The organism is Pelagibius sp. CAU 1746, assembly GCF_039839785.1.
Classification (GTDB): Bacteria; Pseudomonadota; Alphaproteobacteria; order Kiloniellales; family Kiloniellaceae; genus Pelagibius.
The window spans coordinates 1,754,493-1,769,821 of record NZ_JBDOQT010000001.1 but is presented as its reverse complement, the minus strand read 5'-3'; the positions used below and the strand labels follow the sequence as shown (position 1 = coordinate 1,769,821).

The window sequence follows — 15,329 nt, the reverse complement described above, 5'->3', positions numbered from 1 at the left end:
GCCATGGATCCGAAACTCACGGCCTGGCTGATCGTCATCTTCGGCTACCTGCTGCCCCTGGCCCACGTGATGCTGTCGCCGCGCGGAGGCCGCTGGCGTCCGCCGCCCGGCAGCGGCTGCCCGCTGGGCCCCCGGGTCGGCTGGATCGTCCTGGTGCTGCTGCTCGGCCCTGTCGGCTGGTTCATGTTCTGGCGCAGCCGCAAGCGGACCGGGACCTAGAAACACCTGCTTCTTGCCGCCCGGCACGGCGCCGGCAGCTCCGAGGACCGTCTCGAAAGGGAGTGAACCTTTCCGAGCGGCGCCGGCCTTCCGCCGGCTTGCAGCGCAGTCCCGGACAAGCGCAGTGCCCCCCAGCGCTCGCTGACAAGCCGGGGCGCGCCGGATACCGCGTCTCTTCGGCGGCAGTCACCATCTTGTGACGAAGCGTGAGGCGCCGGGAGAATTGTACAGCCGCCTCCGTTGCAGCATCGTCGACTCCGGCTCGCCCGACCTCATGAACGTTTTGCGCAGGAGCCAGGCCCCATGCGACAGCCCTTCTTCACCGGAAGCCTGGCCGGACTGGGTTTGGCCATGTTCTTGTCGGTTCAACCGCTGACCCGCGAAGCCATTGCCATTGAGCCCTTGGTGCAACTCGCCCAGCCCGGACCTTGGTCCGCCATCGATTCGATCATCGGCTATGGGCAACGCATCTGGTTCGCCAATCAGGAATCCTTCCGCAACCACAATGCGGCGGATATCTACAGCTACGACCCGGCAACAGGCGAGCTGCGTTACGAGCGGTCCCTCTTCAGCCAGGGAGCAGGCCGGCCGCTGACGGCGGAAGGTCTGCTGTATTGGCCCTTCGAGGACCCTCGCTTTACCGCCAACCGTGCCGAGTTCGCGGTCACCAACGGCACGGACTGGGCATGGCGCATCTTGCCGGAGGGGGAAGCCTTTCACCTGCATGTCATGACCGCGCACGATGGCAAGCTCTATGCAGCGTCATCCGCCTGGCGCGCCAACCTGCAGGTCTCGGCCGACAAGGGCGCAACCTGGCAGATGCTCTATGATCATCCAACGCCAGAGGGGCAGGTGTCGCGCATCACCTCTCTTGCATCCTTTCAGCGCCGCCTCTATGCGGGCCTCACCCAACGGCGCAATCTCGGGCAGCGCATCCTGACAGTGACGGAAGAGCACGTCGCGCCAGCGCCCGGTTGGCCCGCCGCCTATACGGCGAGCAACCTCACCAACTTCCGCGGCAACCTCTTCGCGATCCTCCAGGACGATGACGGCAGCCGGTTATGGTACAGCGATGGCGGCCCGGCGAAGCCTGTCGGCGAAGGCCCCTCGGGCCAGCCGCTGCACGCCTTGGCAGCCGGCGAAGACACCCTCTGGGCCATCACCGCCGGCGGCGGCGAAGGTGCGCTCTGGCAATCGGAAGACGGGCTTCAATGGACCAAGTCGCAGAACTTTCCCAATGCCGCCCCCATTTCCTTGGCGGTTTACCAAGGAGCCCTCTTTGTCGGCAGCATCGGCCCAGGGGGGCGGGGCACTCTGTGGGGGCCGCGCCCGCCGGCGGCGCTGCGCCGGCCGCCGCCCGGCCAGTCAGCATTCGGCCAGTCAGCATTCGGCCAGTCAGCGCTCGGCCAGTCAGCGCTCGGCCGGCCTTCGCCAGCCTTGCCGCCGGCGGGACGCCGAAGCGGAGGCATCGAACGCCATCTCGCCGCACTGGACAACCTGACCGCACCCGAAACGCTGAACGATCGCGACTGGCAGTACAAAAGCCTCATGCCGCCCCTTTGGGCCCTGGCCCAGGCCAATCTGCCGCGCGTAGGGGCCGCCCTGGCGGCGCGCTTGGAGGCGGCATTGCCGGAGCGTCCCCTTACGATCTTCGGTGGCAAGATCGAGGTTCGCACCTCGGCCCTCGCGCGCTGGTACCTGCTCTGGGCGATGGCGCAGCAGGGCGGCGGCCGGGTGCCGCCTGCGTTGCTCGCCGTGCCCTGGGACGTTCCGGTCAACCAGCCGGAGAAGTACTTCCATCCGGCGCCGGCGGCGGCCTGGGCGATGGCGCAGCTTGGCCAGGGAGATCGTGAAAGCCTCGCCGCCCTGATGGCGCGCCTGACCCGCCCCGGCGATCCGGACTGGCTGGCCGGCGATATCGTCGGGGCCCTGACGGTTCTCACCGGACAGCGCTTCGGTCACGACTACGGCGCGTGGCGGAGCTGGTGGGACCGGCAGCGACAAGAAACGCCGTCACGGGACAAACGACCGCCGTCAGAGGCCGGCCCGGAACCGCCGCCCCCTACTTGATGATCACCTCCGGCCCCATCAGCGCCGTGGGCAGCACGGTCGAGATCCAAGGCACGTAGGTGACGATGATCAGGAAGAGGAAGAGGATCCCCAGCCAAGGCAGCGCCGCCTTCACCACATCCAGCACCGGCATGCCCGCCACCCCCGAGGTGACGAAGAGGTTGAGGCCCACCGGCGGCGTGATCATGCCGATCTCCATGTTCACCACCATGATGATGCCCAGGTGAATTGGATCGATCCCCAGCTCGATGGCGATGGGGAAGACCAGCGGCGCGACGATGACGATGAGGCCCGAGGGCTCCATGAACTGACCGCCGATCAGCAGGATCAAGTTGACGATGACCAGGAACATGACCGGCCCGAAGCCGGCTTCCAGCATGGCCCCGGCGATGGCCTGAGGAATCTGTTCGTCGGTCAGGACGTGCTTCAGGATCAGCGCGTTGGCGATGATGAAGAGCAGCATGATGGTGGTCTTGCCCGCCTCGAAGAGGGCGTGCTTGGTGTCCGGATGGAAGAATACGGTGACCAGCGCCTGCGGCCGCTTCAGCAGCGAGTGGCGCTGGTCGCCTTCGCCCTTCAGCGGCCCCATGTCCTTGTAGACGAAGTTGGCGATGACGAAGGCGTAGACCGCGGCCACGGCGGCGGCCTCGGTGGGCGTGAAGACGCCCCCGTAGATGCCGCCGAGGATGATGACGATGAGGAACAGGCCCCAGGCCGAGTCCTTCGCCGAGGCGAAGATCTCGCCCCAGCCGGCCCAGTCCTGCGCCGGCAGATGGCGGATCTTGGCGGCGATATAGATGCCGACCATCAGCATCAGGCCGGCCAGCAGTCCGGGAATGACGCCGGCCAGGAACATGCGCCCCACCGAGACGTCCACGGCGGAGGCATAGACCACCATAACGATGGAGGGCGGGATCAGGATGCCCAGGGTGCCGGCATTGCAGATCACGCCGGCGGCGAAGTCCTTGCTGTAGCCGACCTGGCGCATACCGGCGATGACGATGGTGCCGATGGCGACCACGGTGGCCGGCGAGGAGCCGGAGAGCGCGGCGAACATCATGCAGGCGAAAACGCCGGCGATGGCGAGTCCCCCCTGGAAGTGGCCGACGCAGGCGATGGAAAAGCGGATGATGCGGCGCGCCACGCCGCCGGTCGACATGAAAACCGACGCCAGGATGAAAAAGGGAATGGCCAGCAGCGTGAAGTGCCCGGCGAAGGCGTTGAAGAAAGTCTGGGCGATGGAGCCCAACGAGCTGTCGGAGTAGACCAGCAGGAAGACGACCGAGCTGAGGCCGAGAGCGATGGCGATGGGCACGCCGATCAGCAGCAGGCCGATCACCATAGCGAAGAGGAAAACGACATCCACGGCCTCAGTCCTCCCGCTTCACGTTATTGGAGTTCGCCGGTCCCGAGCCCGCCGGTCCCGAGCCCGCCGGTCCGGAATCTGCCGGTCCGGAATCTGCCGGAATATCCTCCAGCCTGCCGCCGGCGCCCTCGATCAGGTCCTCGGCCTCGTGGCCGGCGACGATGACGTCGATTTCCCCGGCAACGACCCGCCAGGCGATCTGCAGAAAGCGGAAGGTCAGCAGGAAAAGTCCGATGGGCAGCGCCGCGTAGGGAATGAAGCGCGGCAGCTTTTCGTAAGCCTCGCCGGCGTTCATCGGCCCCTCGATGAAACGCAGGAAATCCAGCATGGGAATGTCGTTGACCTCGTACCAGGCCTGATCGCGGAAGGAGCCGTCCAGCTCCGGCAGTGCGGCGAAGGGGGCCCAATAGTTCCAGGCGCCGGCCAGCAGCAGGAGCGAAAAGGCAAGGCTGCAGCCCACGGCGAGCAGCGCCAGAACGCGGCGCGCGCCGGGGCCGACCATGTGCAACACCACGTCGACACCCAGGTGAACGCGGGTCTTCACGCAGTAGGACGCACCGATCAGCACCAGCCAGGCGAAGAGGAAGACGGTGGTCTCCAGCGCCCAGAGAATATTGCTGTTGAAAACATAGCGTGCGACGACGTTGGCGAAGGTCACCAGCGTCATCAGGCCGAGGAGTACCGCGATCAGCGTCTCCTCCATGTCGTTGACCACGCGCCCGAGCCGCGTCTTCGGCTGGTCGTGCATGGCATTCCCCCTTAGCGAAGCCCTTTGCGAAGCGGACTATGTTCTATTTGATTTCGACCGGCAACCGTGCCGGCGCGGCCCGGAAAGCTCCGGACCGCGCCAGGTGATCACGGGTTCGCCGGAGGGCGAAAACCGTCAGTTCGTCGCGTTGGCGGCCTGCGCGGCGGCGATCAGGTCGGCGCCGATGTCGTCCGCGAACTTGTCCCAGACCGGCTTCATGGCGGCGACCCAGGCAGCGCGCTGCTCCGCATTCAGGGCCCGCACCTTGCCGCCGGCCTCGATAATCGCCTTCTTGGCGTCCTGGTTGACGGCCTCGGACTCGGCGTTGCGGCTGGTGGTCACCTCTTCCAGGATGGTCGCGAGCTGGCTGCGCACATCGTCCGGCAGGCCGTCCCACCACTCGGTCGAGGTCACGACCAGGTAGTCGATGACGCCGTGGTTGGATTCGGTCACACCGTCCTGCACTTCGAAGAACTTCTGGCCGTAGACGTTGGACCAGGTGTTCTCCTGGCCGTCGACAACGCCGGTCTGCAGGGCGCCGTAGACCTCGGAGAAGGCCATCTTCTGCGGATTGGCGCCCAGTGCCTCCATCTGAGCGACGAGGACGTCGGAGGGCTGGACGCGGAACTTCAGTCCGGCGGCGTCAGCCGGCGTCAGCAGCGGCTTGTTGGCCGAAATCTGCTTCATGCCGTTGTGCCAGAAGGCCAGGCCCTGCAGGCCGCGGCGGCGCATCGAGCCCTTCAGCTTCTCGCCGTCCGCCGAGGTCTGGAAGCGGTCGACCGCGTTGATGTCGTCGAACAGGAACGGCAGATCGAAGAGGCGGAACTTCTTGGTGAACTTCTCGAACTTCGACAGCGAGGGCGCGGCCAGTTGCACGTCGCCGGCGAGCATCGCCTCCAGCACCTGGTCGTCGTTGTAGAGCTGCGAGTTCGGGAAGACCTCCATGCAGGCCTTGCCGTTCATCTCCTCGTTGACGCGCTGGGCCAGCAGCGTGGCGGCGATGCCTTTGGGATGCTTGTCGGTGTTGGTGACATGGCTGAACTTGATGACGATCTCGCCCTCTTCGCAGGCTGCGAGGGCTGAGGTTGCGGACAGGGTCGTGGTGAGCGCCACGGCGGCCGCGGCGACAATCAGTTGCTTCTTCACTGGATTTCCTCCCGTTATTCTTTGGCGCGCGGCGCCGGAGCCGCTTGCCCCCGCGCCCGCACACTGGGTTTTCAAGAGCAACGGGCATGCCAGTTTCCGGGCACACCAGCATCTAGGCGTTAAGTTATTGTTTGAACTGGAGCAGGCCGCCGGAAGATCAAGGGCCACAACCGGCGCGCGTGTGGCGCGCCACCCATCGGCGGCCCCCGATGTGTAGGAATCTACACAAGCCGCGCTGGCGGCGCTTTAGCCGGCCACCGCCGGAAACCCCACCCAGACCATAAGCGGCGTCCGCACCGCCCAGGGCGAGTCCCGCAGGTCTCACTCGTCCTCGCCCGCCAGAAAGTCCTCGCGCTTCAGGCCGTGGCGCTGCAGCTTGTCGTAGAGGGTCTTGCGCGACAGGCCCAGAGCTTCGTAAGTGGCCTTGAGACTGCCGTTCTGGCGACGCAGTTCGGCTTCCAGGATCGATTTCTCGACCGCTTCCAGGCGCTCTGACAAAGGCCCTTCGGCCGGGCCGACCGACGCCGCCGAAAGGCCCGGCACCACCTCCTCCAGGCCGAGCACGAAACGGTCGGCGGCGTTCCGCAGCTCGCGCACATTGCCGGGCCAGCCGTAGGAGGCCAGTGCGGCCAGCAGCGCGCCGTCCAGTTCCGGGATCTCGCGGCGATAGCGCGCCCGCGCCTCGCGCGTCAGATGATGGAACAGCAGCGGTATATCCTCGCGGCGCTCGCGCAGCGGCGGAATGGTCAAGGAGACCACGTTGAGGCGGTAGTAGAGATCCTCCCGGAAACGTCCTTCGCGGCAGGCAAGGGCCAGATCCGCCTTGCTGGCTGCCACGAAGCGGATATCGAGCGGCACCGGAGTATTGGACCCCAGGCGCTCGATGGTGCGGGTCTCGATGGCGCGCAGCAGCTTCACTTGCAGGTCGAGCGGCATGGACTCGATCTCGTCCAGCAGTACGGTGCCGCCGTCGGCGAATTCCAGCTTGCCGGTGCGCGCCTTCTGGGCGCCGGTAAAGGCGCCGGCCACATGGCCGAACAGCTCGCTCTCGATGATATCGGCGGGCACCGCGCCGCAGTTGATGGCGACGAAGGGGCCTTTGCCGCGCGTGCCGAAGTCGTGCAGGGCGCGGGCCACCACCTCCTTGCCGCTGCCTGTCTCCCCCACCACCAGCACGTCGGCGTCGGTGTCGGCCAGGGCCTTCACCTGGCCGCGCAGCCGCTCCATGGCCGCGCCGCGGCCGACCAGCCGGGCCTCCAGCCCGGCGCGGCTTTCCTCCAGTTCCTGGCGCAGGGCGCGGTTCTCCAACACCAGCCGGCGGGTCTGCAGCGCCCGCGCCACGACGCTGGCGAGGTGCGAGGTGTCGAAGGGCTTCTCGATGAAGTCGTAGGCCCCGGCCCGCATGGCCTCCACCGCCAGGGGCACGTCCCCGTGGCCGGTCACCAGCACCACCGGCAAGGCCGGATCGATCTCCAGAGCCCGGCGCAGCAGGGCGAGGCCGTCCATATCCGGCATCTTGATGTCGGTCACCAGCACGCCGTAGAGAGTGCGGCTGAGATGCGCCTCGGCCTGGCGCGCGGCGGCGAAACAGGTCGTCTTGTGGCCGCAGAGCTCCAGTCCCTGCTGCACCGCATGACGCAAGGGCTTCTCGTCGTCGACGAAGAGGACCCTCGCCTGGCCTGGGCCTTCCTTCACGGTCACGCCGACTCCTTCAGGGCCGCGGCCGGCAGCAGCGGCAATTCGATGACGAAGACCGCTCCGCCCCCGGGATGGTTCTCGGCGCGCAGGGCGCCGTCGAAGTCCCGCATGATGTTGTAGGAGATGGAAAGGCCGAGGCCGAGCCCCTCACCCACTTCCTTGGTGGTGAAGAAGGGATCGAAGATACGGCCGATCTGATCGGGTGGGATGCCGGGTCCGTGGTCGCGCAAAGTGATGGTCACACGTTCGCCGGCCTCTTCCACGGTGATTTCCAACCGCGGCGCCGCCTGCCCCTGCATGGCGTCCAGAGCGTTGGAGACGAGATTGAGGATCACGGATTGCAGGCGCACCCGCCCCGCGCGCACCACCAGGCCGCGGTCGGACTGCCGAAGCGTCACCTCGGCGCCGGCGCGCTCCAGGCGGATGCGAAGGAAGTCCAGAGTGTCGTCCAGCACCTCCGCCAGCACCACGGGGCGCAGCTCACTGCGCGGCTTGCGCGCGAAGGTCATGAGATGCTTGCTGATCTCCGCCATGCGGGCGGTGAGGTCCTTGATGAGCTTCAGATTGCCGCAGGCCTCGGCCTCGCGGTTGCGTTCGATGAGCAGTTGGGCGTTGTCGGCATAGGAGCGGATGGCGGCCAGGGGCTGGTTGAACTCGTGGCTGAGCGCCGCCGACATCTGGCCCAAGGCCGCCAGCTTGCCGGCCTGGATCAGATCGTCCTGGGCTTGGCGCAGCTCCGCCTCCGCCGCCTGGCGCTCTGCGATTTCGCGCCCCAGCTGAACGTTGACCTCGGTCAGATCGGCGGTGCGTTCCTCGACCCTGTGCTCCAGCTCCGCCGAAGCGCGGCGCTGGTATTCGATGCGTTCGATGAGACGGCTGCGGCGCTGGAGGATCAGGGTGGCGATCAAGAACGTGATGGCGCAGGCCAGCGCCGCCACCACCATTGCGGTGGCGGTTTGGGAACGGGCAAGCCGTGTGGAAGCCAGGACATGCAGGGTCCAGCCCGCCTCCGGCATGTCCCTGGAAACTTTCACGTACTCGATGCCGCCGTCCGCCTCGTCCTCTCCGGCCACGGTCATGAGCTGCGGCGTTCCGTCTTTCAGGACATCGATGCGCAGGTCGAGCGGCAGCAGGTCGACCGTCCGGTAGCGCCGGTTTTCCGCGATGGCGGCCAACGCTTCTTCGCCCAGGGGGGCAAGACTGCGGTAGCGCCACGCCGGCCGGCTGGAGATGAAGATGACGCCGTGCGGGTCCGTCACGATGACGTCCTCTTCCTCGCTGGCGCTCCACGCGCGCTCGATCTCGTCGAGGCTGACCTTCACAACCACCACGCCAAGGGCGCCGCCGCCCGGCGCCGACACCCGCGAGGCGAAGTAATAACCGCGCTTGCCGGAATTGATGCCCAAGGCGAAGAAGCGGCCGAGACGTCCCTGCATGGCGTCCTGGAAGTAGGGCCGGTAGTTGAAATTGTGATCGACGAAGGAATAGTCGCTGTCCCAGTTGCTGGCGGCGAAGGTCTTGCCCGAGACGTCCATGAAATAGGTGTCTTCGGCGCCGGTCAGCAGGTTCACCGTCTCGGTCATCAGATTGGCGCGCTGGCGCGTGGCGGGATCGTCCGGAGAACGGAAAAGCTCCACGACATCCTGGTGGAGCGCCAGCAGCCTGGGGATGGTCTGGTACTTGGCCAGCGCCCCGGAAAGGTTGCTGGCGTAGAGGTCCAGCTTCGCCGAAGCGCGGTCGCGGGTCTGCTCCAGAAAAAGATCCTCGGCCCAGGTACGGGTCAGCAGGACGACGACCACGCAGACGGCCAACGCCAGGCCGATCTGCACGGCCGTGCGCAGGCGGCCGGCCCGCTGGCCGCCCCCCGCCTCAACTCTTGAAGAGGGAGTCCGCACCGCTCAGATAACTCTTCTTGGCGGCGATCTTGTCGCGCACACGCTGGGCCTCGGCCTCCAGTTCGGCCAGGTACTCCTCCAGTTCCTCGACGCCCAGGCTCTCCAGATCCTTGGGCTTGGGGCGCTGCTTGCGCGGCTCCAGGTCGTCCACATCCATGGGGCACTGCCTCCCAGTCTCGCGGTCCATTCCGCAGTTTTCCGCCGGTCCCGCCCGAAGGCCGGCGGCGCTTCAGGGCCTCCCGGCCCCTTTTCAATTGCCCGGAGGCACTATACTAAATCCCTCCCTAGGAAGGCGATTCATCCCCCGCACCGCAAGCCCCAAAATGAAGGAGCCGCCCCCATGAGCCAGAGCCTGCCCGCAACTATGAAGGTGATCGAGATCAGCGAGGCCGGCGCCCCGGAGGTGCTGAAGCCGGCCGAGCGGCCGGTCCCCCAGCCGGGCGAGGGCGAGGTGCTGATCAAGGTGGCGGCGGCCGGGGTCAATCGGCCCGACTGCCTGCAGCGCCAGGGCAGCTATCCGCCGCCGCCGGGCGCCTCCGACATTCCCGGCCTGGAGATCGCCGGCGAGGTCGTGGCCCTGGGCGCCGGCGTCAGCGCGCCGAAGCTGGGCGAGCAGGTCTGCGCCCTGGTGACCGGCGGCGGCTATGCCGAGTATTGCCTGGCGCCGGCGCCCCAGTGCCTGCCGGTCCCCAAGGGCTACTCCCTGGCACAGGCCGCGGCCCTGCCGGAGACCTTCTTCACCGTCTGGGTGAACGTCTTCGAGCGTTCCGCCCTCAAGCCCGGCGAGAGCTTCCTGGTCCACGGCGGCACCTCGGGCATCGGCACCACGGCGATCCAGCTCGCCAAGGCCTTCGGCTGCACCGTCTTCGCCACCGCCGGGTCGGCGGAAAAGGTGAAGGCCTGCGAGGATCTGGGCGCCGACCGTGCCATCAACTACCGCGAGGAGGACTTCGTCGAGGTGGTCAAGGCAGCGACGGACGGCAAGGGCGTCGACGTCATCCTGGACATGGTGGGCGGCAGCTACATCCCCCGCGACATCAAGGCCATGGCGACGGACGGGCGGCTGAGCTTCATCGCCTTCCTGGACGGACCCAAGGCGGAGGTCAACTTCGCCGCCGTGATGATGAAGCGCCTGACCATCACCGGCTCCACCCTGCGCGCCCGCCCGGTGGCCGTGAAAGCCGCCCTGGCCGAGGCCCTGAAGGCGAAGGTCTGGCCCCTGCTGGAGGCCGGGAAGATCGCCCCGGTCATGGCCGCCAGCTTCCCCCTGGCCGAGGCCGCCAAGGCCCACGAGCTGATGGAATCCTCCAGCCATATCGGCAAGATCGTCCTGACTTTGGACTGAAAAACCGCGGGATTCAGCGCCTTAGGGGCGCCCCGCTGACCCCGCGGGAGAATTTCCGGGCAAACCGCGGCCCCGAGCTTTATTCGCGCTTGGCGGGGCCCTATATTGGGGGTATTCCCACGTCGGCATGAATAACGTGCCGCCGGCCGGGCGCAGGGAACTGCCGCCGGTCGGATGGAAGGAGGATTATCTGATGTCACTACCGCTCATGCCGAAGGCGACGGCCGTCTGGCTGATCGACAACACCGGCTTGACCTTCGAGCAGGTTGCCGATTTCTGCGGCTTGCATGCCCTGGAAGTGCAGGGCATCGCCGACGGCGAGGTGGCCGTGGGGATCCAGGGTATGGACCCGATCGCCAGCGGCGAGCTGACCCGCGCGGAGATCGAGCGCTGCGAGAAAGACGCTTCGGCGCGCCTGGCCATGGCCAAGAGCAACCTGCCGCAGCCGTCCAAACGGACCAAAGGCCCGCGCTACACGCCGGTGGCCAAGCGCCAGGACAAGCCGGACGGCATCGCCTGGCTGGTGCGCCACCATCCGGAGCTGAAGGATTCCCAGATCGCCCGCCTGATCGGCACCACCAAGACCACGATCCAGGCGGTGCGCGACCGCAGCCACTGGAACTCGCCGAACATCCGCCCGCGCGATCCCGTGCTGCTGGGCCTGTGCAGCCAGGGCGACCTCAACACCGCCGTGGAGAAGGCCCGCAAGGCCGCCGAGAAGGCCGGCATCACCCTGCCGAAGCCGGAGTACGAGCAGGAAGAGGCCGCCGCGCCCGAGCCCGCCGGCGACCCGGACAATCCCTTCTCGCTGGAAAACTTCGGCCTGCCGAAAAGCGGCAACGACTGAGGCATCACCATCGAGTGAAAAAGCCTCTCCCGCGGTCAGCGCGGGAGGGGTTTTTTTTCTGCCGCAGCCGTCCTGCCGCTTCAGTGCCCGGCGTAGAGGTCACCGGGGCCCTGCGGACGGGATCCGGTCGAAGGTGAATTGATCGTCGAGGCCCGCGCTCTGCACGGCGCTCCCGCGCAGAAGGTTGCCGCCCGCAAGGGGCGCGTCGCGCTGGATCGCCAGTGCCTTGGGACTAACGGCGCGCGCCGATGCGCCACCGCCTGGAATCTCGCCCTATACCCTGCGCCCTGCCCCCGAATTGCGATTGCCCGCCACCGCGGCACTTTCCATAACGGAGGGCTCAAGGCAAAAGGGGAAAACAAGATGGCCGGCAGCGAAAAACAGACCTCCCTCAAGGACCGGCTGCTCGGCGCGGCCCTGAAGGCCGTCACCGCCGTGCCGCCGTTGCACCGCCTGCTGAACAAGCGCCTTATCAACACCTACGCCTACGCTACCGGACCGCGCCCGCGCCCCTTCTCCATGGCGGCGTCCTATACCACCTGGCGCGGACTGACCGACCGGCGGTTTTCCGGCCGCCATCTGCCGGCCGCAGCCGCCTACAACGCCGCCTTGCCGCCGCAGGACGAGGTGCTGAAGCTGTTCGCGAAAACCAGCGACCTGCGCGCCCGCGACACCAGCCTGCTCTTCCCCTTCTTCGCGCAGTGGTTTACCGACAGCTTCCTGCGCACCAAGTGGAAGAAGCCGGACGAGCAGGACTTCTCCGAGAACGAGAGCAACCACGAAATCGATCTCTGCCAGATCTACGGCATCACCGAAGCGCAGACCGCCATGCTGCGTAGCTTCGAAGGCGGCCGCCTGAAGAGCCAGACGATCGACGGCGAAATCTTTCCCGCGCCGCTGTTCGAGGAGCGCGACGGACAAGTGCAGCTGCGCCCGGAGTTCGAGAAACTCTACAGCGAAGACAACTTCAACCGCGTTTTCGCCAACGCCGACGACGCCCACAAGAAGACCAGCTTCGCCGTCGGGCTGGAGCACGGCAACTCGACCCTCGGCAACACGCTGATGAACACCCTCTTCCTGCGCGAGCACAACCGCATCGCCGGGGAGCTGCAGAAGGCGCATCCGGATTGGGACGACGAGCGCCTGTTCCAGACCACGCGCAACATCTGCATCGTGCTGCTGCTGAAGATCGTCATCGGCGACTACATCGTGCACATCGCGCCCGCGGACTTCCCGCTGATGGCCGTCCCCGGCATGGCGGAGAAGGAGCGCTGGTACCGCACCAACTGGATCGCGGTGGAGTTCGCCCTGCTCTACCGCTGGCACGACCTCATCCCCTCCACCGTCAGCTTCAACGGCGAAACACGCGATTCCAGCGCCCTGCGGCACGGCAACGCCTGGCTGCTGGAGACCGGCATCGACCGGGTTTGCCGCGAGGCTTCCCACCAGCTTGCCGGCAAGATCGCCCTGGGCAACACGCCGGACTTCCTCATGAAGGTGAAGGAAAGCAGTCTCGCCATGGCGCGGCGCTGCGAGCTGGCGCCCTACAACGCCTACCGCGGCTACTACGGCAAGAAGCCGGCGCAGAGCTTCGAGGAGCTGACCCGCGACCCGGCGCTGGCCGCCAAGCTGAAGGACGCCTACGGCGACATCGACAAGCTGGAATGGTTCGTCGGCATCTTCGCCGAGGGCTACGACGACAAGGAGATGATGGGCGATCTCCTGAAGACCATGGTGGCCAACGACGCCTTCACCCAGGCCCTGACCAACCCGCTGCTCGCCGAAGCGGTCTACAATGCAGAGACCTTCTCGCCGGAAGGCCTGACGATCATCGAGAACACCGGCAGCCTGGCCGATATCGTCCAGCGCAACACGGGGATCGGCGACACCGCGGAAGTCGGCTTCCAGATCCGCTAGCCAACTGGACCGAAGGTCCGGCTGGCAGCTTTCCTGCGGAGCGGGTGTCACCCCCACCCTGACCCTCCCCCATCGGGGGCGAAGGGGAAAGAGTTTGCGGCGGCAAGAGAACTCGCCTTCCCCCTTTGAAGGGAGAAGGCCGGGATGGAGGTGAAGGCCGAATCCCTTCCCTCCGGATTACGCCCTCAATAGAGATTGCACGTGAAGGCCTAAGCCAGCGCCTTCACCCGCGTCCACAGCTCGGCGTCGACGGCGAAGCCGCGGTGGCGGGCGTGGTGCAGGGCTTCGCCCTTGGCGAGGCCGGGCAGGTGGACGCCCTCGTCGGCCTGCACCGCCTCGAACCAGTCGTGCAGGCGCGCATGGAAGCCGGAGACCGGGGAGACCGCGAGAACGAAGAGGCCCGCACCCGGCGACTTCGCCCCCTTGTTGAAGGCCGGCGCGTCCTTCGACCAGTTGGCGCCGGTGAGGCCCGCCGCCAGCATCTCCACCATGAGCGCGATGTTGGCGCCGCGCGCACCGCCGAAGGGCAACAGGCTGCCGGCCAGGGCGGCGCGGGCGTCGGTGGTGGGGTGGCCCGCCGGGTCGAGTCCCCAGCCCTCCGGGATCTCGCGCCCCGCCTCTGCGTATTCGCGGAGCTTGGCGAGCGAAGAGGAGGACGACGACTGGTCGATCACCAGGGCCGGCGCATCCTCCGTGCCCCTCGGCACCGCAAAGGCGATGGGGTTGGTGCAGAAGACCGGCGTCTTGCCCCCGGAAGCGGCCATGACCGCCGGGCCGGCGTTGGCCGCGACCAGGGCGGCGAAGCCGTGCTCCTCGGCCAGCTTGCGCGCGAAGTAGCCCAGCGCCCCGCAGGGATAGCCGTTGCTGAGCGTCAGCAGGGCCAGACCCAGCCGCTCCGCCCCCTCCGAAAGGCGCGGCAGCGCCAACTCGAACCCCAGGTGCGGCAGGCCCTCGGCGGCGTCGACGCGCGTCACGACCTCGGTGACTTCCTCGACGACCGACTCGGCCTCGCCCCTGGCGCGCCCGGCTGCCAGGGCGTCGCGGTAGGCGAAGAGATGCTTCAGGCCGACGCCGCGGTTGCCCTCGGCCTCCGCCGTCACCAGGGCGCGCCCGGTCGCGGCGGCATGAGCAGGCGACGCCCCGGCAGCTTTCAGCGCCGCCACCGCGGCGGCCAGCGCTTCGTTGAAGCTGACGGTAATCTCGGCCACGGACCGAGTCCTGCTCTGCCCGCTCCTAATCCTTCACCCATCCTCCTTGACGGGGACGGTGTAGTTCAGGCCCAGGCGGCCGCCGTCGGCGTAGATGGTCTGGCCGGTGACGTAGCTGGAAGCGGGCGAGGCCAGGAAGACGGCGACGTTGCCCATCTCCTCCGGCTCGCCGAGACGGCCCATGGGGGTGCGCGACATGAGCCGGTTCCAGGCCGCCGGGTCGTTGTTCACGGCGCGCACCATCTCGGTGTTGATCGAGCCGGGGCCGACGCCGTTCACGCGGATACCCTTGTCGGCCAGCGCCAGCGACATGACCTTGGTGAGCTGGTTCACCCCGCCCTTGGCGACGCAGTAGGGGGTGATGGCCGGAATCGCCATCACGGCGTTGACGGAGGACATGTTGACGATGGTCCCGCAGGTGCCGTCGGCGCCCTCACCAGTCCGGGGCCCCTGCTTGACCATCTGCTTCGCCGCCGCCTGGCCGCAGAGGAAGACACCCTTGAGGTTCACGCGGAGCACCGCGTCGAAATCCTCCTCGGTGAAGTCCAGGAAGTCGCCCGCCTTCACGATGCCGGCGTTGGCCACCATGCAGTCGATGCGCCCGAAGGCCTTCACGGCTTCGGCGATCAGCGCCTCGACCTCAGCCTTGTCGCCGACGTCGCAGGGAACGAAGACGGCCTCCGCCCCCTCGCCTTTCAGGCTTTCCAGGGCCTCCTGCCCCTTCGCCGCGTCGATGTCGGAGAGCACCACCTTGGCGCCCTCGGCGGCGAAGCGCCGCGCGCAGCCGTAGCCGATCCCGGACGCCGCGCCGGTGATCACGACGACCTGGTCTTTCACACGCATAGTTCCGGTCCCCTCAAATTCTTCACG

The 15,329-nt window shown here is 67.3% G+C and carries 13 protein-coding genes; 5 read left to right on the top strand and 8 right to left on the bottom strand.

Annotation, left to right across the window (positions count from 1 at the left end):
* Positions 1 to 3 precede the first annotated feature (3 nt).
* Both AAFN88_RS08290 and AAFN88_RS08285 read left to right on the top strand, forming a co-directional pair.
* A complete protein-coding gene (locus tag AAFN88_RS08290) occupies positions 4 to 219 on the top strand; it encodes a hypothetical protein (RefSeq protein WP_347519759.1) in 216 nt (71 codons plus the stop codon).
* Positions 220 to 522: 303 nt separating this feature from the next.
* A complete protein-coding gene (locus AAFN88_RS08285) occupies positions 523 to 2,289 on the top strand; it encodes a hypothetical protein (RefSeq protein WP_347519757.1) in 1,767 nt (588 codons plus the stop codon).
* Here AAFN88_RS08285 and AAFN88_RS08280 read toward each other — a convergent pair.
* The 6 genes from AAFN88_RS08280 to AAFN88_RS08255 all read right to left on the bottom strand — a co-directional run bounded on the left by AAFN88_RS08280 (position 2,282) and on the right by AAFN88_RS08255 (position 9,299).
* Complete coding sequence (locus AAFN88_RS08280; RefSeq protein WP_347519756.1) at positions 2,282 to 3,655, bottom strand: TRAP transporter large permease; 1,374 nt, start codon at positions 3,653 to 3,655, stop codon at positions 2,282 to 2,284. The two genes, AAFN88_RS08285 and AAFN88_RS08280, sit on opposite strands and share 8 nt — an antisense overlap.
* A 4-nt stretch (positions 3,656 to 3,659) precedes the next feature.
* Positions 3,660 to 4,403 carry a TRAP transporter small permease gene (locus tag AAFN88_RS08275; protein WP_347519754.1) on the bottom strand — a complete coding sequence of 248 codons (744 nt, stop codon included), beginning with the start codon at positions 4,401 to 4,403 and terminating at the stop codon, positions 3,660 to 3,662.
* Positions 4,404 to 4,538: 135 nt separating this feature from the next.
* Entirely contained in the window at positions 4,539 to 5,549 is a 1,011-nt protein-coding gene (locus AAFN88_RS08270) for a TRAP transporter substrate-binding protein (protein ID WP_347519752.1), read from the bottom strand.
* 321 nt (positions 5,550 to 5,870) lie between these two features.
* Positions 5,871 to 7,244, bottom strand: a complete 1,374-nt coding sequence (locus AAFN88_RS08265) for a sigma-54 dependent transcriptional regulator (protein WP_347519751.1) — start codon at positions 7,242 to 7,244, stop codon at positions 5,871 to 5,873.
* A 2-nt stretch (positions 7,245 to 7,246) separates the two neighbouring features.
* Positions 7,247 to 9,142 carry an ATP-binding protein gene (locus AAFN88_RS08260; RefSeq protein ID WP_347519749.1) on the bottom strand — a complete coding sequence of 632 codons (1,896 nt, stop codon included), beginning with the start codon at positions 9,140 to 9,142 and terminating at the stop codon, positions 7,247 to 7,249.
* Positions 9,117 to 9,299, bottom strand: a complete 183-nt coding sequence (locus AAFN88_RS08255; RefSeq protein WP_347519747.1) for a DUF1192 family protein — start codon at positions 9,297 to 9,299, stop codon at positions 9,117 to 9,119. Before AAFN88_RS08255 ends, AAFN88_RS08260 begins: the two co-directional genes overlap by 26 nt.
* A 183-nt stretch (positions 9,300 to 9,482) precedes the next feature.
* Here AAFN88_RS08255 and AAFN88_RS08250 point away from each other — a divergent pair, with 183 nt between their 5' ends.
* The 3 genes from AAFN88_RS08250 (at position 9,483) to AAFN88_RS08240 (ending at position 13,251) form a co-directional block, all read left to right on the top strand.
* Complete coding sequence (locus AAFN88_RS08250) at positions 9,483 to 10,487, top strand: NAD(P)H-quinone oxidoreductase (RefSeq protein WP_347519745.1); 1,005 nt, start codon at positions 9,483 to 9,485, stop codon at positions 10,485 to 10,487.
* A gap of 193 nt (positions 10,488 to 10,680) precedes the next feature.
* Complete coding sequence (locus tag AAFN88_RS08245) at positions 10,681 to 11,334, top strand: cell cycle transcriptional regulator TrcR (protein WP_347519743.1); 654 nt, start codon at positions 10,681 to 10,683, stop codon at positions 11,332 to 11,334.
* A gap of 363 nt (positions 11,335 to 11,697) precedes the next feature.
* Positions 11,698 to 13,251, top strand: a complete 1,554-nt coding sequence (locus AAFN88_RS08240; protein ID WP_347519741.1) for a peroxidase family protein — start codon at positions 11,698 to 11,700, stop codon at positions 13,249 to 13,251.
* 209 nt (positions 13,252 to 13,460) lie between these two features.
* On the opposite strand, the gene AAFN88_RS08235 is transcribed toward AAFN88_RS08240, so the two are convergent.
* A complete protein-coding gene (locus AAFN88_RS08235) occupies positions 13,461 to 14,459 on the bottom strand; it encodes an Ldh family oxidoreductase (RefSeq protein WP_347519740.1) in 999 nt (332 codons plus the stop codon).
* A gap of 33 nt (positions 14,460 to 14,492) precedes the next feature.
* A complete protein-coding gene (locus AAFN88_RS08230; protein ID WP_347519739.1) occupies positions 14,493 to 15,302 on the bottom strand; it encodes an SDR family oxidoreductase in 810 nt (269 codons plus the stop codon).
* Between the last annotated feature and the right edge of the window lie 27 nt (positions 15,303 to 15,329).